This is a genomic window from Caproiciproducens sp. LBM24188 (assembly GCF_054130445.1).
The window spans coordinates 2,415,058-2,438,336 of the sequence record NZ_CP196862.1 but is presented as its reverse complement, the minus strand read 5'-3'; the positions used below and the strand labels follow the sequence as shown (position 1 = coordinate 2,438,336).

Here is a 23,279-nt window from a genome sequence, read left to right as displayed (position 1 = left end):
TATTCGGAGGAAATCATGAACCAACTGGATCAGTTGGCGGCCGTGGCCGAACAGGCCGGCTGCACGGTGCTGCGCGACGAACCGATGATGCGGCACACCACGTTTAAAATCGGCGGCCCTGCAGATTTATTTATCACCATATATGACTGCGCCGGGGCTCAGCAGGTATACCACACGGCGTATGAGCTGGAAATTCCGGTGCTGCCCATTGGAAACGGTTCCAATATGCTGGTCAGCGATGCTGGAATCCGCGGCGCGGTGGTTGCATTTGCCGGGAACTTCGGCGCAGTGTCTCTGGCGGGGGAAACCGAGATCGAGGCCGGCGTGGGAGCCACGCTGGCGCAGGTGTGCGCGTTTGCCCAGGAACATTCCCTGACAGGATTGGAATTTGCATGGGGAATTCCCGGTGCGGTGGGCGGTGCCGCCTATATGAACGCCGGCGCTTATGACGGCGTAATGAAGGATGTTATAACTGCCTGCACTCATGTAACCAAAGAAGGCGAAGTCGGAACCCTGCGGGGGGATGAACTAGAATTTGGTTACCGCCACAGTGCTTATACCGACAATGGCAGCACGATTCTTTCGGCTCGTTTTTCCCTGCGGAAAGGGGAAAAGGATCAGATTCGGCGGGTCATGGATGACTTGTACAGCAGGCGAAAATCCAAGCAGCCGCTGGAGCTTCCCAGCGCGGGAAGCGTATTCAAACGCCCGCCGGGGCATTTTGCAGGTGCCCTCATTGAGGGCTGCGGCCTGAAGGGAAAACGGTTCGGCGGCGCAATGGTGAGCGAAAAGCATGCGGGTTTTATTGTCAATGTGGGCGGTGCTACCTGCGACGACGTTCTAAAACTAATTGATTATATTAAGGAAACGGTATTCCAGCAGACGGGCGTTATGCTGGAATGCGAAGTAAAGATCTTCCGTTAAGAAGCCGCGGATGAAGTGGTTTCTTAGGTCTTTGCTTCATCCATAAAAGACGGCGGATTTTTGGCGAACCCTGCACCGGCCGGCGCGGCGTTTGCCAAATTGGACTGGTGCTTTGATTTTTCCAACGGGGCCTGAAGGCTTGCGGCATTTTGGAGGGTAATGAAAGAACAATGGAATTTTTAATCGTAACAGGTCTTTCGGGAGCTGGGAAATCCCGTGCGGTGCATTCCCTGGAGGATATCGGATTTTTCTGTGCGGACAATATTCCGCCCAAACTAATCGAAACCTTTTATGACTTCGCCCGGCAGGCCAAGGGTGCGCTTTCCCGGGTGGCGGTCGTGACCGATATCCGCGGGGGCGATATGTTTTCCAGCCTGTTCCAAACACTGGAAAATTTGAAATCCGACAACAAGGAATATAAAATGTTATTTCTGGATGCCAGCGACAACGTATTAATCAACCGGTTTAAGGAAACCCGGCGCAAGCACCCGTTGGCGGACAACTGCCTTGGCTCCTTGGAGGAGGCCGTTCGCCTGGAACGGGATGTGCTGAAACCAGTGCGGGAAAAGGCGGACTATATTATCGATACCTCCCTGCTGTCACCCGCGCAGCTAAAAGAGCGTATTTCGGGCCTATTCCTGGGCGATTCTTCCGATGCGCTGATGATTCACTGTGAATCGTTCGGGTTTAAATTTGGGCTGCCGGCGGAGGCGGACCTAGTATTTGACGTGCGCTGCCTTCCGAATCCTTACTATGTGGACGAACTGAAACACCTTACCGGGCTAGACCAACCGGTTCGGGATTATGTTATGAAATGGGAACAGACCAAGGGGTTTGTCAAACGTTTCCTCGACCTGGTGGATTACATGATTCCCCTGTATTGCAACGAGGGGAAAAGTCAGCTGGTCATCGCAGTCGGCTGCACGGGCGGGCATCATCGTTCGGTTACGCTGGCTCAGCTTTTGTATGACCACCTGATTGAAAAGAATATGAGGACAAGTGTTCATCACCGCGACATCCACAAGCAGTAACGAAGCATAAACGGAGGAAACGGAAATGTCATTTTCGTCCGGAGTAAAAACAGAATTAAGCCGAAACATGCCGCAGAACTCCTGCTGTCGAAAGGCGGAGTGCTACGGCCTGCTTTTATTTGGGCGCAGTTTTACCAAATCTGAAATGGTTGTGAAATGTGCGAACCGTGAGGCGGCCCACCATGCCGCACAGCTGATTGCTGAAATTACGGGCGCGTTTACGGAGGTATCGGAGTATTCCTTACACAGATTGTCCGGCCCGCACAAGGAAAGCCAGCCGTCTTTTCTGGTGACCGTACCCGGGGATGACCAGCGCCGGGCAGTGCTGAGCTGCTTTGGCCTTTCGGGCAACGAGGTCAGCCAGCGCATTCAGTACGCCAATTTGGAAAACGAGTGCTGTATTTCCGCTTTTTTGCGCGGCGCATTTCTTTCCTGCGGTACGGCAACCGATCCGCGGAAGGACTATCAGCTGGAATTTGTGGTGCCGTATATGAATCTGGCTAAGGACTTGCAGGCGCTGATAGGCGAGGTGGTGGAGCTTGGCATTCAGCCAGGATTGACCCACCGGCGCGGAGCGTATGTGGTTTACCTGAAAGGCGGGGAACGAGTCGCCGACCTGATTGCTTACCTTGGCGCGGGGAACGCCGCCATGGAGCTGATGCAGACGCAGATGGTTAAGGAAGTGCGCAACAACGTAAACCGCAAAACAAATTTCGAAACGGCAAATCTGGGAAAAACCGCTAAGGCTTCCGCCGAGCAGGTGCTGGCCATTGAGAAAATTTTGAACTCTGCCGACGGGTTGTCCTTCCTGCCGGAGGAGCTTCAGGAGCTGGCCATGCTCCGCTACCGGAACCCGGAAATGTCGCTGCGTGAACTGGGGGAAATCTTATCCGAACCGCTCAGCCGTTCCGGCATCAACCACCGGCTGCAGCGAATTGTAGAGCTGGCTCAAGAGTTGTAAACGGGAGTGATTAGATTGAAACAGCTGGAAGAAGATTTGCGGGAACGACTGTTAGCTATGGGCGCTTCTTTGGTGGGCTTTGCCGATTTAACCGCACTCGGCTGGGACGGGATGAACCGGGGCGTATCCGTTGCAGTTGCCCTTCCCAAAGAGGTGGTCCGCTCGATTCAACATGGGCCGACACGTTCTTATTTTGAATCGTATCACCGTTTGAACGCACAGCTGGACCGTTTGGTGACCGCGGGTGCCGATTTCCTGCGGCAGAAGGGGTTCCGGGCCTTTGCGCAGACAACGGACGTGGTAACGGAAACGGAGGATTACCGGACCAGGCTGCCCCATAAAACAGTGGCAACCCGTGCGGGGCTGGGATGGATTGGAAAATCCGCCCTTTTGGTCACCCCAGAGTACGGCCCCGCGGTGTGGTTGTCCTCCCTGCTGACCGACGCGCCGCTGGATTGCGCGGAGCCGGTTGTTCATTCCCAGTGCGGGAACTGCACGGCCTGCGCCGATGCCTGCCCCGGAAAGGCGATCACCGGGGAACTGTGGGAGCCGCGAAAAGACCGGGAAACCTTTTTTCATGCACTGAAGTGCCGTTCAGCGGCGCGAAAGCTGGCGGCGGAAACCATCCATGAGGAAATTACACTTTGCGGACAGTGCATCTTTGTGTGCCCGTACGCGCGGCGTTATTATTTGGAGTGATACGGGTTCCAGACGAAAAAAGCACTCCGCCGCAAAAATGCGGGGAGTGCTTTGAAAATCGGCCGATTCATCAGGTGACGGTAAATCCGCCGTCCACAAAAATAGTCTGGCCGGCCACATAGCTGGAAGCGTCGCTGGAAAGGTACAGGATTGTACCGCTCAGTTCTCCACGGCGTCCGGGTCTGGAGGCAGGGCAGAGCGCGTTGTACATATTCATGAAATCCTGCGCTTTAAACAGGGTATCGGCAGTCATTTCCGATTCAAACAAGCCGGGTCCCACAGCGTTTACGGTAATGCCGTACTGCATAAGGGAAGCAGCCATGCCGACGGTCAGTCCCATTACGCCGCCCTTGGAGGCGTTATAAACATGGCGCACCAGAGCAGGAGCCTTGTCGCCGACAATGGCGTTGACCGAAGCGATGTTGACAATTTTTCCGTATTTGCGTTCCTTCATGCCCGGCACAACGTACTTGGACATCAGGAAAATTCCCTTTACGTTGGTGTTCATGGCCTTGTCCCAGGTCTGCTCGTCGAGGTTTTCAACGGAACCGCCGTACGCGACCCCTGCGTTGTTCAGCAGGATGTCGATTTTGCCATAAGCGGCAAGAACCTGTGCAACCGCGTTTTTCACGCTTTCCTCGTCGGAAACATCGCACTGAACGGCAATGGCTTTGCGGCCCATGCTTTCAATTTCCTTGGCCACGTTGGCAAGTTTCTCTTTTCGGCGTGCCAGAAGCGCCACGTCCGCGCCGTGCTCCGCATAAGCTCTCGCTGCATCTGCGCCGAGGCCGCTGGAAGCGCCCGTAATGACGGCGACCTTTCCGGTCAAATCAAATAAATTCATTTAAAAACTCCTTTCATTTTTTCAAACTGCGGCCATTCTATTTCCTGGGGGGAACTTGGCGGTTCCATTCCGCCGGTTCGGCGAACCCACTGGTGCGTTTCCGCTTTCATCGGAACGGCCGTACGGATGAACCAGTTTCTTATATTATATATTTATTATAGCATATCTTTCGGAGCCGAAAAAAGCAACGAAAAGTTGTCGAATCACAACCGGGAGTTGTAATGCACGGTTCGCAGAACAGGAGGCGGGCGCTTTGGAACTGAAGCAGATCAAGTGTTTTTATGAGACCTGTAAATATCATAGTTTTTCCGAAGCGGCAGAACACCTGTTTATGACCCAGCAGGGTGTCAGCAAAACCATCCGCCAACTGGAAAAAGAACTGGGAGTACCGCTTTTTTCACGTTCTGTTGCGGGCATTTCCCTAACGCCGGAAGGGGAATATCTGAAAACGCGCAGTGAAATCCTTTTGATTGGGCTGGATGAAACGGTGAACCACCTGCACGCCATGCGGCAGGAGCACACACTTCGCCTCGGCCTGTCCAACGGCATGCGTCTGGTTCTTGCAGAAGACCTTTTGGAACGGTTCACGAATACTTTCCCGGAATGTTCCGTATGGGTAACGGAGGGCTCCGACCTGCACTGCGAACAGGACGTCCGCAGCGGCGTTACCGATTTGGCGATTACCGTCGCGCCGGTGGACGAATCCGTTTTTGAAAAAACGTCTCTTTTTTCCGAACCGGTCTGTGTGCTGGTAAACCGGGACAATCCGCTTTCCAAAAAGGACACGCTGGAATTTGCGGATTTAAAAGGGCAGAAGCTGATTCTTTTGGATGAGCGGAACAAGTGTTATACCAACATTATTCGGCGCTGTTACCGGGAGGGGATTTATCCGGATATTGCATTTACCGTGCCGGAACTGCTTTCTGTTTTGGAGCTTTGCCAGTCGAATCAGGGGATCGCTTTTACGCTGCTCTGCCTGGAAAACAGGCTGACCTACGACCGGGTTTGCTTTCTGCCGCTGATTGGAGCAGACCAGTGGGAGCTTTGCATGATTACGCGGAAAGGGGCGAAAGGAAATTCCGCCCTGGAAAAGTTCCGCGATTACATTTTAATGAGAAATGAGGAAAAAACTCTTTCCACCGGACTTGCCGCGGAGTAAAATAGAACTACTGACAGGGGGAAAATTCGGATGCAGAAAGTAAAATTTTATGATCATGTGGATGATACGCTCCTAAAATTCACTGTGATTGTCTGCCGGTATAACGGTGCGTGGGTGTTCTGCAGGCATAAGAACAGAACCACCTATGAAGTGCCTGGCGGTCATCGGGAGCCATGCGAGGAAATTCGGGCCGCCGCCGTGCGGGAGCTTTATGAAGAAACCGGAGCGGTGCGGTTCCATATTCGGCCGGTCTGTGTGTATTCCGTAACGGAAGGGCTGCACGACGATTCCGAAACGTTCGGAATGCTTTACTTTGCCGAGATTTATGGATTTCAGGAACTGCCCGACTTTGAAATGGAGCAGGTCGTTCTGTTCCCCAATATGCCGGAAAATCTCACCTATCCTGAAATTCAGCCGGAGCTGATGAAAAAAGTGCAGGAATTTGTAAAGTAAGGCGGCTCGCCGCCGGTTCCGAGCAATTTGAAAGGAGAGTGCGCGATGTTTGTTCATTTACATCTGCACAGTGAATACAGCCTGCTGGACGGCGCGTGCCGCATCAATCAATTGGTGGAAACCGCGGCCGCACGGGGGGATACTGCAGTTGCCGTGACGGACCACGGGGTCATGTACGGTGCGGTTGACTTTTACAAGGCCGCAAAAAAGCAGGGTGTAAAACCGATTATCGGGTGTGAAGTCTACGTCGCGCAGCGTACCCGCTTTGACAAAGTGCATGAATTGGACGGGGAAAACCGCCACCTTGTTCTGCTGTGCGAAAACAACACCGGATACCAGAACCTGATTGCCATGGTTTCCAAAGCGTGGACGGAGGGGTTTTACAGCAAGCCACGCGTGGATTTTGACCTGCTGGAAAAGCATCATGAAGGGCTGATCGCCTTGTCTGCCTGCCTTGCTGGGGAAATTCCGCGTGCTTTGAACGCGAACGATTATCAAGGCGCGAAAGAAGCCGCGCTTCGCTATAACGAAATTTTTGGACCGGGTAATTTTTATCTGGAGCTGCAGGACCACGGCATTCCGGAGCAAAAACGCATCAACCCGTCCATCATCCGGCTTTCGCAGGAAACGGGCATCCCGCTGGTGGTGACCAACGACTGCCATTACATCAGCCGGGAAGACAGCAAAATGCACCATATTCTGCTCTGTATTCAAACAAACCATACCATTGAGGACAAGGACGGCATGGAGTTTGAAACCGATCAGTTTTACTATAAAACCGAAGAGGAAATGCGCGCGCTTTTCCCGGACCACCCCGAGGCGGCGGATAATACCGTACGTATCGCACAGCGGTGCAACGTGGAGTTTGAATTTGGAAAAACCAAGCTGCCGCATTTCGACACGCCGAATGGGCAGGAAAATACCGCTTATTTCCGCGAACAGTGTTACAAAGGGTTATACCGCCATTATGGCGAAAACCCTGACCCGGCGCTGATTGACCGGCTAGAATACGAGTTGAACACCATCGAGAAGATGGGATATGTCAATTACTACCTGATTGTGCATGATTTCGTCCGCTACGCAAAAGAGGCAGGCATTCCCGTCGGCCCGGGGAGAGGCTCCGGTGCCGGCAGCCTTGCCGCCTACTGCATCGGTATTACCGGAATCGACCCCATCCGCTACAATTTGCTGTTTGAACGCTTTCTGAACCCAGAACGCGTCAGTATGCCGGACTTCGACATTGATTTTGCGGATGAACGCCGCCCGGAAATGATTGAATATGTTGTGCACAAGTACGGCGCCGACCATGTGGCGCAGATTGTTACGTTCGGTACCATGGCGGCGCGCGGTTCCATCCGTGACGTGGGACGCGCCATGGCAATTCCCTACGCCGTGGTGGACGGAATCGCCAAGCTGGTGCCCATGGAACCAAATATGACGCTGGACCGCGCACTGCAGCTTTCCCCCGAACTGAAGCAGCGATATGACACTGACCCGCAGATTCACGACCTCATCGACATGGCACGGAAGGTAGAAGGCATGCCGCGCAACGCTTCCACGCACGCGGCGGGTGTTGTCATTACCGACCGCCCGGTTGCCGATTATGTTCCGCTTGCCAAAAACAACGATTCCACAGTCACCCAGTACACTATGACCACGCTGGAAGAACTGGGACTGCTGAAAATGGACTTTCTTGGCCTGAGGAACCTTTCGGTGATCCGCGACGCGCAGGAGATGATTGCGAAAAAGCAGCCGGGGTTCCGGATTGAGAACATTCCGCTAAACGATCAAAAAGTGTTCGCCATGCTGACCGCCGGTATGACGGACGGCGTATTCCAGTTTGAATCGGGCGGTATGCGCAGTCTGATTATGCAGATTCGCCCGGTTAACATCGAAGACCTGATTGCGGTAATTTCCCTGTACCGCCCGGGGCCGATGGAAAGTATCCCGCGCTATGTGGAAAACCGGAACCACCCGGAAAAGGTGACTTACCGCCATCCGCTCCTGAAACCAATTCTGGATGTGACCAACGGCTGCATTATTTACCAGGAACAGGTCATGCAGATTTTTCGAAGCCTTGCCGGTTATTCGCTGGGGCGCGCGGATATTGTCCGCCGTGCCATGAGCAAGAAAAAAGCGGCGGTTATGGAGCAGGAAAGCAAGATTTTTATTTACGGCCTGAAAAACGAGCAGGGAGAAGTGGAGGTGGATGGCTGCATCCGCCGCGGCGTGGACGAGGAAACCGCGAAGGCGATTTACGGCGAGATGGCGAGCTTTGCTTCCTACGCGTTCAATAAATCCCACGCGGCCGCGTACGCGCTGCTCAGCTACCAGACGGCATGGCTGAAATGCTACTATCCTCGCGAATATATGGCGGCGCTGATGACCAGCGTGCTCGACAATACCAATAAGCTGGCGGGCTACATTGCGGAGTGTCTGCGCCTGGGCATCCGGGTGCTTCCGCCCCATGTGAATGAAAGCGGACTTGGGTTTACCGTTACCGGAAAAGACATCCGTTTCGGCCTGCTTGCGGTGCGCAACCTGGGCAAGGGCTTTTTACTCGCCCTGCTGCGCGACCGGCAGGAAAACGGCCCGTTTAGCTCTTTTTATAATTTCAGCAAGAGGCTGTTTGGTGAACTGAACCGTCGTTCGCTGGAAAGCGTGGTGAAATGCGGCGCACTGGACGGACTTGGCCTGAATCGAAATCAAATGCTTGCCAGCGTGAACGGCGTGCTGGATTTTCTGGACGCGGACCAGAAGCGTAATGTGGACGGACAGATGGGCTTTTTTGATAACCCGGCCGTTGCCGAAGAACAGGAGTATTCGGTGCCCGATATGCCCGACCTGAGCACAGCGGATAAGTTGGCGATGGAAAAGGAAGTAACCGGGATGTATCTTTCCGGCCACCCGATGGCGGAATATATTGATCAGTATGACAAGATTCACGCCAGCCGCACCGGGGACATCCTGGATGACGTGCGCGAAGAGGGAGGACGTTTTCATGACGGGGACCGGGTTACCCTTCTTGGCATTCTTTCCAGTGTTCGCATGAAGGTTACCAAGAGTAACAGCACGATGGCGTTTCTGATTCTGGAAGATATGTTTGGCTCCATGGAAGTTTTGGTGTTTCCCAAAACCCTTGCCCAATACGGTGAATGGATTTCAGAGGGACGGATTGTCCGCTTGTCCGGCCGCGTCAGCATCCGTGAAGACGAAGATGCCAAACTCATTTGCGAATCGGTTGCACCTGCCGACCGGGCCAACTCCGCCGATTCCGGCGGAAAAGAAGAAACTCCTCACAAAAAGGCAAAGCACCCGGGGCTGTACCTTAAGGTGCCGGGTATAGACAGCGCAGAATACGATCGGGCGAAAAAATATCTGGCGATTTTCGACGGAACTACGCCGCTGTACCTCTATTTCAACGACACCAAAAAGCTGATGCGCGCGCCGCTTTCCATGCGGGTCAGCGTGAACGACGTGCTGCTGCGCGAACTGAATAAACTGCTTGGACCAGAAAATGTTGTTCTAGTTGAGGACATGCAATAAAAGTCCATATTTTAGAAAAAATAATCCATACTTTTTAGTTGATTATTATTTGTCGAATCGACTATAATATTGTAAGTAGCGTTATGCTTGTTTTGAAAAGAGGGGGATTATATGAGTAAAAAAACGATTGCTGTTTTAACCAGCGGCGGTGATGCTCCGGGCATGAATGCAGCCATTCGTGCGGTGGTTCGAACAGGTATTTCATTCGGTATGCGCGTTCTTGGTGTGCACAGAGGATATAACGGCCTTTTGAATAAAGATGTGCAGGAAATGGATCTGCGCAGTGTTTCTGATATTATCCACCACGGCGGCACCATGCTGTTTACCGCACGCAGCCCAGAATTTAATACGCCGGAGGGCGTAAAGAAGGCAGCTGACCACTGTCGTGAGCTTGGCATTGACGGTGTTGTGGTCATTGGCGGCGACGGTTCCTTCCGTGGCGCGCGTGACCTGACCGGAGCTGGCATTCCCTGCATTGGCGTTCCGGGTACCATCGACAACGACATTGCTTCCAGCGAATACACCATTGGCTTTGATACCGCTATGAATACTGCGGTGGAAATGGTTGACCGCCTGCGCGATACAACAGAATCCCATGACCGCTGCAGTGTGGTTGAGGTAATGGGCAGACGCTGCGGCGACTTGGCCCTGCAGACCGGTATTGCGGTCGGCGCAACCTCCATTTTGGTGCCGGAAGTGCCGTTCGATTTCCAGCGCGATATTATTGAACGGATGCGTTTTACCCAGAAAACAGGCAAAAAGCATTTTATCATCGTAGTTGCCGAAGGTGTCGGCGGTGTGGCAGATTTGGCGAAAGAAATTGAAAAGCAGACCGGAATTGAAACAAGAGCAACCGTGCTCGGCCACGTTCAACGTGGTGGTTCCCCCTCACTGCGTGACCGTGTAGCCGGCAGCGCCATGGGTTATTACGCGACCAAACTGCTGAAAGATGGCAAGAGCAACCGCGTGGTTGTCATGCAGGGCGGCAAGATTACGGATTTCGATATTACCGAAGCTCTGAATATGAAGCGCACCTTCGACAAAGATCTTTACGACATTGCACATGTTGTTTCCATCTGATTTTGGCGGCTTAATTTTTACCCCGTCCGTTTTCGGGCGGGGTTTATTTTTTTCCAACAGGAGGAAACGTTTTGTATCGGTTTGTGGCATGGGATTTTGACGGCACCCTGTTCGACACGTACCCAGTTATGGCTGGGCTTTTCCACAAGCAGCTGGCAGAGATAGGGATACATGAGCCGTATTTGGAAATTTACCGACAAATGAAAAAATCGATGTCCCACGCGTTTCGATATTACCGGCAAAAGTATGGGATTAATGAGGCTTTTCTGGAGCACTATAAAGAAAGCCGCCGTGCGCTGGAGCTGGAACGCTGCGGCCCGTACCCCGGGATTCCGGAACTTTGCCGGCGAATTGTAGAAACGGGCGGGCAGAACTTTCTGTATACGCACCGTGGGGATTCCGCACTGCTGCTGTTAGAGCAGTACAGCATGTACGACTTCTTTACGGATTTTATTACTGAGCGGCACGGGTTTGCCCGAAAACCCAGCCCGGATGCGCTCATGTTTTTGATTCAGAAACATGATTTGAACCCGGAGCAGACCATCATGATCGGTGACCGTGACCTGGATATTTTAGCCGCGAAAAACGCGGGCGTTCATTCCTGCTTTTTTCAGGACGATTCGAAAGAAACCTATGAATATGCTGATTACAATATCGACAGCTTCACACAACTGGAGACAATTTTGTGGGGTAGTGAAAAAATTTCCGCGCCCAGGGTTGAAAATAATATCGGTTTCTGCCGGTTAGAAAAGAAAAACTCTGCCAAGGCGGAACGTCATAAGGAAGTGTAAGAACACAATTTGCAGCTGTCAAAAATCGAATAAGAAAAGCCTATTATCTATGGCGATTTACCATCCCCATCATCATGCATTATGCAGATGATGGGGATTTTTTTACTCAATTAGACTCGGCTTTATGTCAACCCGCTTACTAAGACAGTTAAAAGTTATATTAGCAACAGTCGACATTGGCTATGTCAAGAGAAGTTCGCAATTTGGGGACTCCACGAAATGAATTAAGCTGCGCTTAGCAGAAGTGTCTGAATCGATTTGGGATTCAAATATGCTCTGGAAACGGACCAGTCTTCAGCGTATTCCATGAGATATGTTGTAACCAACCGCAGATAGGAATCGTTGTTTGGAAATATCCCAACGACGTTGGTTCTGCGCCGGATTTCCTTGTTCAGCCGTTCCAGCATATTGGTCGATGAGATTTTACGGGCATCAAGCTCGGGGAATGCATAGAAAGCCAGTGAGTCCTCCAGCCCATCTTCCAGAAGCTCGATTGCCTTGGGAAACCGCTTCCCATATTGCTCCGACAACTGCTTTGCGCGCTGTTGGGCTAATTGGAGAGAAGGTGCCAGCCAGATTTCTTTTAGTTGGGCTGCAAAGGATTCTTTTTCTTTCTGCGGTATATGAGCCAGAATATTTCGCATGAAATGCACTTTGCAGCGCTGCCAGGATGCGCCGGGAAAACTTTCTCGGATGGCGGCAATCAGCCCTTTGTTCGCATCGGAAACCACCAGCAGCGGTGTTTTCAAGCCGCGATCCAAAAGACTTTGAAACAACTGGGAATAGCTCTCTTTGGATTCGTCCAGCATCGGCTCCACGGCGAGAATGTCCCTGTGCCCTTGCTCGTTGACGCCGCAGACAACCATCACCGCCATGCTGACGACACGGCCATCCATACGGACTTTTTCGTACAGGGCATCCGTCCAAATGACAGGATAACGGGTATCCGTGATAGAGTACAATAAAGTTCGCAATTTCGAGAAGGTATAGAAAAGCCATTGGGACTCCGATAAAATGAATGGTGTCAAGACATTCAAAAAGGAGTTGGTCCCAATGACTCAAGGAAAGAATAACACAGATCTTACGGAATTGCTACTGAAATGTATGGCGGAGCCCGACCCGATGCTCAGTATGCTGGAATGGCTCTGCGCTCAACTGATGGAGGCGGAGGTTTCCGGCCTTGTGGGGGCGGAAAAGAATGCGCACAATCCGTCTCGAAGTGACTACCGCTGCGGATATCGTCCCCGGAGGCTGGATACTCGCGTAGGGACGATGTATCTCATGGTGCCAAAGCTGCGCAGCCATGGATATATCCCGTTCTTTGTCACTGAACGCAAACGCAGCGAGGCGGCGCTGGTACAGGTTATTCAGGAGGCATTCGTGCAGGGCGTGTCCACACGGAAGATGGAAAAGTTGGCTCACAGTCTGGGGATAGAGAACCTCTCCCGCAGTCAGGTCAGTGAGATGACAAAAGGGCTCAATGAACAGGTACAGGAATTTCGCAACCGTTCTCTGACGGATACTCGTTATCCTGTCATTTGGACGGATGCCCTGTACGAAAAAGTCCGTATGGATGGCCGTGTCGTCAGCATGGCGGTGATGGTTGTCTGCGGCGTCAACGAGCAAGGGCACAGGGACATTCTCGCCGTGGAGCCGATGCTGGACGAATCCAAAGAGAGCTATTCCCAGTTGTTTCAAAGTCTTTTGGATCGCGGCTTGAAAACACCGCTGCTGGTGGTTTCCGATGCGAACAAAGGGCTGATTGCCGCCATCCGAGAAAGTTTTCCCGGCGCATCCTGGCAACGCTGCAAAGTGCATTTCATGCGAAATATTCTGGCCCATATACCGCAGAAAGAAAAAGAATCCTTTGCGGTCCAACTGAAAGAAATCTGGCTGGCGCCTTCCGTCCAATTAGCGCGACAGCGCGCAAAATAGTTGTCGGAGCAATATGGGAAGCGGTTTCCCAAAGCAATCGAGCTTCTGGAAGACGGGCTGGAGGACTCACTGGCTTTCTATGCATTCCCCGAGCTTGATGCCCGTAAAATCTCATCGACCAATATGCTGGAACGGCTGAACAAGGAAATCCGGCGCAGAACCAACGTCGTCGGGATATTCCCAAACAAAGATTCCTATCTGCGGTTGGTTACAACATATCTCATGGAATACGCTGAAGACTGGTCCGTTTCCAGAGCATATTTGAATCCCAAATCGATTCAGACACTTCTGCTAAGCGCAGCTTAATTCATTTCGTGGAGTCCCCAAATTGCGAACTTCTCTTGACATAGCCGGCATTCGTGCAGGGCGTGTCCACACGGAAGATGGAAAAGTTGGCTCACTGTCTGGGGATAGAGAACCTCTCCCGCAGTCAGGTCAGTGAGATGACAAAAGGGCTCAATGAACAGGTACAGGAATTTCGCAACCGTTCTCTGACGGATACTCGTTATCCTGTCATTTGGACGGATGCCCTGTACGAAAAAGTCCGTATGGATGGCCGTGTCGTCAGCATGGCGGTGATGGTTGTCTGCGGCGTCAACGAGCAAGGGCACAGGGACATTCTCGCCGTGGAGCCGATGCTGGACGAATCCAAAGAGAGCTATTCCCAGTTGTTTCAAAGTCTTTTGGATCGCGGCTTGAAAACACCGCTGCTGGTGGTTTCCGATGCGAACAAAGGGCTGATTGCCGCCATCCGAGAAAGTTTTCCCGGCGCATCCTGGCAACGCTGCAAAGTGCATTTCATGCGAAATATTCTGGCCCATATACCGCAGAAAGAAAAAGAATCCTTTGCGGTCCAACTGAAAGAAATCTGGCTGGCGCCTTCCGTCCAATTAGCGCGACAGCGCGCAAAACAGTTGTCGGAGCAATATGGGAAGCGGTTTCCCAAAGCAATCGAGCTTCTGGAAGACGGGCTGGAGGACTCACTGGCTTTCTATGCATTCCCCGAGCTTGATGCCCGTAAAATCTCATCGACCAATATGCTGGAACGGCTGAACAAGGAAATCCGGCGCAGAACCAACGTCGTCGGGATATTCCCAAACAAAGATTCCTATCTGCGGTTGGTTACAACATATCTCATGGAATACGCTGAAGACTGGTCCGTTTCCAGAGCATATTTGAATCCCAAATCGATTCAGACACTTCTGCTAAGCGCAGCTTAATTCATTTCGTGGAGTCCCCAAATTGCGAACTTCTCTTGACATAGCCGTATCCGTCAGAGAATGGTTGCGAAATTCCTGTACCTGTTCATTGAGTCCTTTTGTCATCTCACTGACCTGACTGCGGGAGAGGTTCTCTATCCCCAGACTGTGAGCCAACTTTTCCATCTTCCGTGTGGACACGCCCTGCACGAATGCCTCCTGAATAACCTGTACCAGCGCCGCCTCGCTGCGTTTGCGTTCAGTGACAAAGAACGGGATATATCCATGGCTGCGCAGCTTTGGCACCATGAGATACATCGTCCCTACGCGAGTATCCAGCCTCCGGGGACGATATCCGCAGCGGTAGTCACTTCGAGACGGATTGTGCGCATTCTTTTCCGCTCCCACAAGGCCGGAAACCTCCGCCTCCATCAGTTGAGCGCAGAGCCATTCCAGCATACTGAGCATCGGGTCGGGCTCCGCCATACATTTCAGTAGCAATTCCGTAAGATCTGTGTTATTCTTTCCTTGAGTCATTGGGGCCAACTCCTTCTTTGAATGTCTTGACACCATTCATTTTAAAGGAGTCCCAATGGCTTTTCTATACCTTCTCGAAATTGCGAACTTTATTGTACTCTATCCTGTTCAATGAAATATTTCCATAAAGAATGGATAAATTTTATAGTAGGCCTAATGGCAGTATTATCAACCATACGAAATGATTTGCAATAGTTGCTTTTCTATACTTTTGTAGAATTGCTAATTTATTGTATACGCTCACAATTTACGATTATGTAGTTTCTAATAATGTGTACTATTAACATTAAAACCAAGCTATTTGTAATGTAAAAAACATAGCATAAAAGTAAAGAAAAAAGTAAAAACTCAACTTTTTGAAACATCGTTGAGAATTCATGTACTATCCAAAAAAGCAATGTCATAATTAAAACAGTTGCTACCTTGGGAAAGAAGAACGATAATATCAACATTGCTGCTTGACGATATATTAGTTCTTCAATTAAAATGCCAAGAATGTCAAGTCCAGATAAATACCTCTTATTGCTAATACAAATTCCAATAATTGCTTGAATACTCTGCTTTGTTGAATAGCAGGTAACTATTAAGAGATATAATAATAGGACAAAAAAGAAAAATAAACATTTTTTAAAATTTTGATGAATATCTTGCGTAATATATGAAAATATTCCGACAATTAGTAAATAAATACCACTAAAATAATAGAGCTTACACTTAATTTTGTATAATACTGCATGTAAAATTATAATCATATTAGAAAAGAGAAATAGTTCCTTTTCTCTTGCAGTTTTCTATTGCTTTATTAAATAAAATTATTCCAACCGCTAACCAAATTATCGAAACCATAAAGAAAACAATGATCTCTATACCTATATTTCCACTTCCCATATTTATTAACCTCACAATATGATTGGCATAACTTAATGGTATAATTTTTTCAAAAATTCCACCTGTGACTCTTATTATAGTATTCGATAGAAATAGTAGCCCTATTTGAACAACAAATAGTAGCTGTCCGATGTTTTTTTTATTAATTACAATCGCTCCCATTATCAATGCCATACCTGACATTCCGATGATATTAATAAAAATTGTAATGATCTGAAATAAATTGTAAAATATAAATACTTTAAAGGCGAAAGCAGCAATGACTAATATAACAACTATTTCTACAATATTAATAATAATTGATGATAAAACTTTACATAATAGAATCCACCAAATCGGGAATACGGACATTAATTTTTGCTCGAAAGTACCTTTAATATTCTCCATCCTAATTTCATTGCATATGGCCTCAATAGGAGCCAATGAAATAATCCATATTATATAAGCGCTCAAAACCAATTCTCTTGAATCATTAATAGCATATTGCTGCGTTAACTTATACCCAGATCCAGTTAAAATAAAAAATGCATACAGTATAGTATAAACTACTATATCGATTATAAAAGCAAATTTATAATTCATAAACTCAAATACATTCATGCGGATTTCACTTAATAAAATTTTAAGAAATTTCATCATTCTCAACCTCGCTTTGTGAACTAATCATTTTAAGATATATATCTTTTAATCGTTCTAAACTGTTTTCTATTTTATTTACTCTTGTAATTATTTTTCCTTCATCAAGAATTACAAATATATCACATATATTATATAAAAAGTCGATATCATGAGAAGATATAAGAATAATATTATTTGTCTTTCTACTGCATCGTAATAATAAATCTTCTAAAATTTTTTGATTCTGAATATCCAAACCATTAGAGGGTTCATCAAGACACATCAACTTTGGATTAACAATCATTAGAATTGAAATCAAAACCAATTGTTTTTGACCTAAAGACAATTTTCCAGTATTCTGATTCAAAAATGGTTTTACAAATTTTAATTCATCGGCATATTGTAACTTATAATCTATTTCTTTTTTATTAATGCCTTTTAGCCTAGAAAAGTATAATATATTCTCATAGGCAGTTATTGTCCAATACAAACTTCTTTCAACTCCGAATATTGAATAAAAATCATTATTATTAATCGCATTATTATCAAGCAAAATTTCTCCTGAATCGGCTAGAAAAATATTGCTTATTATCTTTAGGAGTGTTGTTTTCCCCGCACCATTTTTCCCTAATATTCCACAGATTTGGGATTCTTTAATTTGAAACGAAATTTCTTGTAATATTATTTTATCATCTAGAGCTTTATTTATATTATTTATTTCAAGCATTATTGTTCTCCCTATTCAAATAAGAAATTGAGACAACGGAATAATAATTCCTGCCTATTTTTATTTGATCTCTTAAGATCAAATCAATAGAAAAACCATTTAATAGAAATAGAGGTAAAATATCGTCATTAGATAACAACTGTAAACAAATTTTCATTCCTTTACAATAATCAAAATTTTTTAATAAGATTATATCTTCGCTTTTTATTGTACCTCTATATCCAAGTGTAATATAGCAATAATAATCATCTTTTTTACATCTAACAATTATTTTATTATAAGAACTTGTAATCAAATAATTAATTGTATAATCATTACTAAAAACATTTAAACATTCAATAAACCTATTTTTTTTAAGTATATCATATATTTCTTTACTCGATTTTTTCTCGATACGTCTTCCATATAGCAATTCATTATCATGCGAAATTAAGTCTTGCCATTTAATATCTTTATATGTTTCAATTTCATTTTTTACAATGCTATATATATTCAATTTAGCAAAACTACCTTCACATATCACATGCAATCTATTAAGCATTTTGATCATATTTTCATTCTCATTTTTAACTTTTATAATTATTTTATGTATATTGTATTGATTAAATAGAAAGTCAATTACTTTTAAAAGACATAAGCCATTAAAGATTCGATAGCTACTATTTAAGAATAAATTAAATGACAAATTCTTGTTGATTTTATCAAAGCTCGCAATTTCAACTAAACCGATAGTTTTCTTGCGGAATTCAACCAGATATATTTTATTTAGATCAATTTTTTTATTAGATGTATTATCAATGTATTTTTGATATTCTTTGTCTTTAGAACATTCAATAATATAGGGTATATCTTTTTCATTTGCCAATCTAAAATTAATCTCCATTAAGCATATCTCTCTATGGTATTTTTTTTACGCATTAAAATAAGTAATCTCTTTTCCGATGGATAATTTTTTAATCTTTGTGTTAATAAAATGCATTTATCAAAAATATATTTTCTAATTTTACATTTATATAAAGGCGGCGTATTTAAATTCCCACTAATATAATAATTGTCCGCTTTGCAAACTGTGCTACAGCAATATTTTATATCACAGTTTTTGCACTGGTCAGATGTATTACAATTACAACTAGCTAATATATTATCTTCAACAAATTTATTTTGACATATATTACCGGTCAAGAACTTCTCTTCACCTAAAAACGCATGACAAGGGTAAATATCTCCGTTACTTCCGATAGCCATCAATTCTCTCCCTGCTCCACATGCACGATCATCAATTTTTGAATTATCATCTAAAAATTTATAAATGAGAGGAGTTAAAGGTTGAATAGCTGTTTTATTATATTCATGATTAATAATATCATCAAATAATTCATCATAAAATTTATTTAGTACACCCTCTGCTTTGAATAGAAAATTCTGTATTTCATTTTCATTATATTTAACTTTCCATGGTAAAGTAATCGATATTTGTTTTGCTCCTAATGAAATAATATTGTTTATACAATCATTGAGATATTCTATGTCGTTAATATCTATAACACTTCTAATTGCAACCTTCAAAGGAAAAAAACTAGTATATTTGTTGATATTCTTTGAAACTATTTCATTGCTAATAGTTTCATTACCAAATCTTCTATTTTTATCTTGTAATATTTTATTTCCATCATAGCTTATAAATAATGTCATATCATATTTTTCCAATAATTTTAAAACTTTATTAGAATAAATAGTCCCGTTCGTAAATATATTAAATTTAATTTTCTTATTTGGCAATTCTTGTGTAATTTTTTCAATTGCTTTTTCTATAAAACTGATTCTTAATAAAGGCTCTCCACCAAAAAAGCGGATACAGATTTCGTTATCTACCCAAGTACTCTCATTAATAAATTCAATTATTGCTTCCAAAGTAGAAAATGTCATTTGCTTTCCATTGGTATTTCCTTTTTCAAAACAATAAGAGCACCTCATATTGCAATTATTTGTAATAAACAAAACAAAATAATTAATCTTTCTTTCTGAAAATTTCGGATTATAGTTTTCATCAAAATCATCCGGAATTTGTGAAAATATTTTACTCATATTTTCTATATTGATAAAATATTTTTCTCCTTCTATTTCTCTTTCAATATAATTCCCGCGTATCATTTAATTCAACCCCATTTCTGCCTGTATATTAGCTATAAGGCATGCAAATTGATTTTTAACACTAAAGTCTTTATTTTCCATATAATTCATACCAATACAACTTGGACATAGATTTTTATTTTTGCAAATAATGCAATCTTTATCAGGCTTTAAATTTTTCATTAAGTTTATCCATTTTCTGCGTTCTACTGAATTTAATATTTCATCAAACGACTTATCTTTCAAAGAACCAAACGGAAAGTTTTCGAGTAATTCACACGGATATACAATTAAAGACGGTGTAATTCTAAAACGAGAAATTCCTGCTGTGCAAAGACTGCCACCAACCTTTTTGTCGCACTTAGAATAAAAATCCCTTAATTGACTAGAGTTTAACCTAAAGTTATGCGTTCTCGTATTGCCGTTAACTGAACTATTAATGATTGGAGTGACTAGATATTCAATTTCATGTTTCTTTAAGTAATCAATAAGGATAAATGTATCAGAATAAGTCTGATTATTTAATACAATTGCAGCTTTCCCGATACCCATAGATTCTTTGATTCTCATTAATGCTTGGATGCTATTATCCCAACTGTTTGCTCGAACAAACTCATTATGTAATTCCCTCATGCCATACAGAGATATCTGTATTTCATAGATCGGAAGATCTTTTATTTGTTCAATAAAGGATTTTGTGATTAATGAACCATTTGTCAATAATGTTAACACAAATCTTGAAGAAGCATATTCTATTACCTTAATTAAATCTGGATATAAACAAATTTCTCCACCAGATAAAATCAGCTCCACTACATTACTTGCTTTAAGTTGATTTAATATATTAATTACTTGATCATATTCTATATAGGTGGATTTATAATCATCCAAATAACAATGCTTACAACGTAAATTGCAGAAATGCGTTAATTCTAGGAAAACTCTATATGGGGTATTAGTATCATAATATGACTTATTTATAATTTCACTTGTCCGAACTGCTTCTTTATCAACTATATCCTCGATTGCATAAAATGAAGATTTATCTAAATCCTCAATTAGACCACATCTAGAAAATTCTTTAAATACTTCAGAAAAATCGTTGATTAAAACTTCTCTCGGTTCATTGTATTTGCAAGAAAAAAAACTTATAATATCGTCATAATTTAAGCCGTCATCTATTTTCTTTAATACTTCACTACTGATTTGATCCAAAATTACATAGTCATATGTTTTATCCTTCATTGGTATAGCTAAATCAAACATATCATTATGCAAGATAATATGACTGTTTTTAATAGCTTTGATCTCCATATTATTACTCCCATAATAGAAAATTCCTTTAGTATTTTGTTAGGTATTGAAAATATCTAACAAATATCAAAAGGAATTTTCTAATTCATTAAGTAGAGATTTGCTTCTTAGCTAATTTCGGCACGTCCACTTCCCTGTGCCGCAATACTGCTTTGAAGAATCTTTTTATCATGTCTGTTCGCTCCTTTCTAACAACCGCATCCACAGTAAGACATGTTTCCTGTGTTGCTGTTCTTCTTTCCCACGATGACTTTCGGTTTCTTGTAGCTACACTTCATACCCACATCTCCTTCCGATTTTTTATATACATAATTAATTATGTATCAATTAAACTTTATAGAGATTATATAGATCGCGTACAGTTTTACATTGAAATAACTGAGCTTCATCCACTATCTTGCCAGTGCGTTCTTCAAGCTCAACGATCGTTTCTAAAAAACCAAGAGAATCAATATCAAATTCACTTAATTTTTTATTTTTATCTTCTTGACTTAACTCAATATTATATTTATCTCTAAAAATGTTATCAATTTCTTTCCACATATCATACATTGTTTTCACTCCAATTGCCATGAAAGTACATCCTATCCATAATTGGATTATATTTCCTGATTTTGTTGATGTCAATAGCTTTTTGCTTTTTTGACAATATTCATATAATTCTTTTTGATAATTGTTTGTGTTGTCTTTGTCTAATTACAATTTTGTGTCGGAGATAATCCAAGCTACACTAATAGGCAATCAGAAGGATTTAGCACTCAGATTTTTGACAGAAATATTCAATGCCTAGCTAGAATTTAAAGCTGGCTAATAATCATTCCAACCACTCCTTGAATTCTTCCAGTGTCATCTTCCCGCTGGCACATTGCTCCCTCATCTTTCTCGCCTGTTCCGACCATTCGTAAAAGGCTTCCTGCGTGATTTTTCCGTACTTGATCCATGCAAATCGCTTCTTGTAGGCTTTGCTGTACGCCTTGAATGCCGGATTTTCCGCCTTTTTCTTTTCCCAAACCCGCAGCGCGCCGATTTCCTTGCAGGTGCGCCCGACGCTGTCGAACGGCCTGTCGCAGTATTCCGTGTTACTATGCCCGGTCAACGGAAAGTATTTCCCGCAGTTTTTGCAGACGCGGAACGGAACTTCTCTCCGGATGCATTCCCGGATAAAATAGTCGCTTATCTCATAAATGTCATTGGGGTACAGCACTTCGGTAAAGGTTTTCCGGTCAACCCGCTCAAAACACAGGGCCAGCGGCTGAAACGGAAAAATCTCAAGACCATTAGTGCTTTTCTCCTCATAATACTCCGCCATTTTCTTCTGAACCGGCTCTTTGGGGGACAGAACGTCCAAGACGTTCTCCCACAGATGCTTCACCTGATCCTGTATCGTAACGATCTCGGACGGGATACGCGTCAACTTTTTGTAGGGCAGCAGGTCAATCACGTTTTCAAAATTCTGCTGTTCCGCCTGTTCCAAACGATCTCGCCAGTCAAGGCGCAGAAGTTCAAAATAGATGTGCTTCTTTGCAATGGTGTCCAGCCCTTTGCGGACTTCATCGGCAAGCCGTGTGTCTTTCTCCGAATACAGTTGACGGAGATCGGTACCCATTTTTTCAAACAGATTGCTGTATGACATAATATCCAGATATAACAAATCCATCAGGCTTTGCGAAAACGCGAAGCCCTTTTTTATTGTTTTCTGTCCGTTCCCATATTCAAAATATTCCTTTTCCCCGGATATGTAAACCTTAAAGCTATACTCCATTTCTGTCACCTCAATATAGATTATCGACTTATTGTAAATATATTATACATAGGTATTGACAAGAAAGCAAGAGAGGGTTAAGATATCGATATAGACTACAGAATATGTTTATTGCAATAGTCCATTAATGGTCAAGAAAGGAGGCCCGCTGAAAATTGAATAGCATATCCGGCAAGAGATACGAAAGCCTTGCAAACAGTTACGCCATGACCGAACTGCGTTCGGCGGCAATTCGCGCACCGGGCAAATCAGGGATCAATTCTCGAATGCCCGCGCCCCCATTGCATCGAACCAATTTCAGAGCGAGCCGATCCAAAAGGGCCGATACCTGCAAGGCCAGGCAATATGCGGCGGCTTCCGCGGAGCGGGGCGTCAGGCGCAGGAACAGTAACCGGATATGCGCAAAAGAGGCCGCAAAACCACGGCAATGGCTTTGCGGCATGGGAAAAAGGAATTCACTTTATCACCAGTATAGCGGCGAAGCCACGGAAACGCAAGCCCTTCCCGTGCGGAAAGCGAAAGGGCCTTGCGGAAACCGAGAGCCGCGCGATACTACCCCGAAGGGGTAGGCCAGCATATTGTTTGTATTGACGGGGCGCTGCCCGCAATCCAAACATGCTGGCCGGGGGCAGCCCCCGGACCCCCGAGGGACGTTCCCCCAACCCCTAAAGGGGAGAAAGG

General features: G+C 45.2%; 18 protein-coding genes and 4 pseudogenes. 11 read left to right on the top strand and 11 right to left on the bottom strand.

The annotated features are described in order from the left end of the window. The first annotated feature begins 15 nt into the window (after window positions 1–15). The 4 genes from murB (at window position 16) to ACSVDI_RS11455 (ending at window position 3,615) form a co-directional block, all read left to right on the top strand. Window positions 16–924, top strand: a complete 909-nt coding sequence (gene murB / locus ACSVDI_RS11470; RefSeq protein ID WP_457943067.1) for a UDP-N-acetylmuramate dehydrogenase — start codon at window positions 16–18, stop codon at window positions 922–924. Window positions 925–1,094: 170 nt separating this feature from the next. Further along, the gene (rapZ, locus tag ACSVDI_RS11465) at window positions 1,095–1,955 is read left to right on the top strand and encodes an RNase adapter RapZ (protein ID WP_457943065.1); all 861 of its coding nucleotides are present in this window, start codon (window positions 1,095–1,097) and stop codon (window positions 1,953–1,955) included. 25 nt (window positions 1,956–1,980) lie between these two features. Further along, window positions 1,981–2,916, top strand: coding sequence for a DNA-binding protein WhiA (gene whiA, locus ACSVDI_RS11460; RefSeq protein ID WP_457943063.1), 936 nt, complete (start codon window positions 1,981–1,983; stop codon window positions 2,914–2,916). A gap of 15 nt (window positions 2,917–2,931) precedes the next feature. Further along, on the top strand, window positions 2,932–3,615 hold the full coding sequence (locus tag ACSVDI_RS11455) for a 4Fe-4S double cluster binding domain-containing protein (protein ID WP_457943061.1): 684 nt from the start codon (window positions 2,932–2,934) through the stop codon (window positions 3,613–3,615). 70 nt (window positions 3,616–3,685) lie between these two features. Here ACSVDI_RS11455 and ACSVDI_RS11450 read toward each other — a convergent pair whose 3' ends face one another. Beyond that, complete coding sequence (locus ACSVDI_RS11450; RefSeq protein ID WP_457943059.1) at window positions 3,686–4,459, bottom strand: SDR family NAD(P)-dependent oxidoreductase; 774 nt, start codon at window positions 4,457–4,459, stop codon at window positions 3,686–3,688. 253 nt (window positions 4,460–4,712) lie between these two features. On the opposite strand from ACSVDI_RS11450, the gene ACSVDI_RS11445 reads away from it, so the two are divergent. The 5 genes from ACSVDI_RS11445 (at window position 4,713) to ACSVDI_RS11425 (ending at window position 11,488) form a co-directional block, all read left to right on the top strand. Beyond that, entirely contained in the window at window positions 4,713–5,618 is a 906-nt protein-coding gene (locus ACSVDI_RS11445; RefSeq protein WP_457943057.1) for a LysR family transcriptional regulator, read from the top strand. Between the two features lie 30 nt (window positions 5,619–5,648). Further along, on the top strand, window positions 5,649–6,071 hold the full coding sequence (locus ACSVDI_RS11440; RefSeq protein ID WP_457943056.1) for an NUDIX hydrolase: 423 nt from the start codon (window positions 5,649–5,651) through the stop codon (window positions 6,069–6,071). Between the two features lie 45 nt (window positions 6,072–6,116). Beyond that, window positions 6,117–9,617: a DNA polymerase III subunit alpha gene (locus ACSVDI_RS11435; protein WP_457943054.1), complete on the top strand. Its 3,501-nt coding sequence runs from the start codon at window positions 6,117–6,119 to the stop codon at window positions 9,615–9,617. A 111-nt stretch (window positions 9,618–9,728) separates the two neighbouring features. Beyond that, window positions 9,729–10,697 carry a 6-phosphofructokinase gene (gene pfkA, locus ACSVDI_RS11430; RefSeq protein ID WP_457943052.1) on the top strand — a complete coding sequence of 323 codons (969 nt, stop codon included), beginning with the start codon at window positions 9,729–9,731 and terminating at the stop codon, window positions 10,695–10,697. 71 nt (window positions 10,698–10,768) lie between these two features. Then, entirely contained in the window at window positions 10,769–11,488 is a 720-nt protein-coding gene (locus ACSVDI_RS11425) for an HAD-IA family hydrolase (RefSeq protein WP_457943050.1), read from the top strand. Between the two features lie 224 nt (window positions 11,489–11,712). Here the strand turns inward: ACSVDI_RS11425 and ACSVDI_RS11420 are convergent. Beyond that, window positions 11,713–12,444, bottom strand: a pseudogene (locus tag ACSVDI_RS11420) (IS256 family transposase); the annotation flags it as partial. Window positions 12,445–12,541: 97 nt separating this feature from the next. Between ACSVDI_RS11420 and ACSVDI_RS11415 the strand changes: the two are divergent. Further along, window positions 12,542–13,729 (top strand): annotated as a pseudogene (locus tag ACSVDI_RS11415) (IS256 family transposase). A gap of 47 nt (window positions 13,730–13,776) precedes the next feature. Continuing rightward, window positions 13,777–14,643 (top strand): annotated as a pseudogene (locus tag ACSVDI_RS11410) (IS256 family transposase); the annotation flags it as partial. A gap of 54 nt (window positions 14,644–14,697) precedes the next feature. Here the strand turns inward: ACSVDI_RS11410 and ACSVDI_RS11405 are convergent. The 9 genes and pseudogenes from ACSVDI_RS11405 to ACSVDI_RS11365 form a co-directional block, all read right to left on the bottom strand. Further along, a pseudogene (locus ACSVDI_RS11405) lies at window positions 14,698–15,159 on the bottom strand (transposase); the annotation flags it as partial. A gap of 227 nt (window positions 15,160–15,386) precedes the next feature. Next, the gene (locus ACSVDI_RS11400) at window positions 15,387–15,911 is read right to left on the bottom strand and encodes a CPBP family intramembrane glutamic endopeptidase (protein ID WP_457943048.1); all 525 of its coding nucleotides are present in this window, start codon (window positions 15,909–15,911) and stop codon (window positions 15,387–15,389) included. Between the two features lies 1 nt (window position 15,912). Next, window positions 15,913–16,686: an ABC transporter permease gene (locus ACSVDI_RS11395; RefSeq protein WP_457943046.1), complete on the bottom strand. Its 774-nt coding sequence runs from the start codon at window positions 16,684–16,686 to the stop codon at window positions 15,913–15,915. Beyond that, on the bottom strand, window positions 16,670–17,392 hold the full coding sequence (locus ACSVDI_RS11390; RefSeq protein WP_457943045.1) for an ABC transporter ATP-binding protein: 723 nt from the start codon (window positions 17,390–17,392) through the stop codon (window positions 16,670–16,672). The genes ACSVDI_RS11395 and ACSVDI_RS11390 overlap by 17 nt, the downstream gene beginning before the upstream one ends. Continuing rightward, a complete protein-coding gene (locus ACSVDI_RS11385; protein WP_457943044.1) occupies window positions 17,385–18,257 on the bottom strand; it encodes a GNAT family N-acetyltransferase in 873 nt (290 codons plus the stop codon). The genes ACSVDI_RS11390 and ACSVDI_RS11385 overlap by 8 nt, the downstream gene beginning before the upstream one ends. Window positions 18,258–18,274: 17 nt before the next feature. Next, window positions 18,275–19,543 carry a radical SAM protein gene (locus tag ACSVDI_RS11380; RefSeq protein ID WP_457943042.1) on the bottom strand — a complete coding sequence of 423 codons (1,269 nt, stop codon included), beginning with the start codon at window positions 19,541–19,543 and terminating at the stop codon, window positions 18,275–18,277. Then, a complete protein-coding gene (locus ACSVDI_RS11375; RefSeq protein ID WP_457943040.1) occupies window positions 19,544–20,836 on the bottom strand; it encodes a radical SAM protein in 1,293 nt (430 codons plus the stop codon). 327 nt (window positions 20,837–21,163) lie between these two features. Continuing rightward, window positions 21,164–21,409 carry an acyl carrier protein gene (locus ACSVDI_RS11370; protein ID WP_457943038.1) on the bottom strand — a complete coding sequence of 82 codons (246 nt, stop codon included), beginning with the start codon at window positions 21,407–21,409 and terminating at the stop codon, window positions 21,164–21,166. A 241-nt stretch (window positions 21,410–21,650) separates the two neighbouring features. After that, entirely contained in the window at window positions 21,651–22,598 is a 948-nt protein-coding gene (locus tag ACSVDI_RS11365; protein WP_457943037.1) for a DUF6076 domain-containing protein, read from the bottom strand. Window positions 22,599–23,279 lie beyond the last annotated feature (681 nt).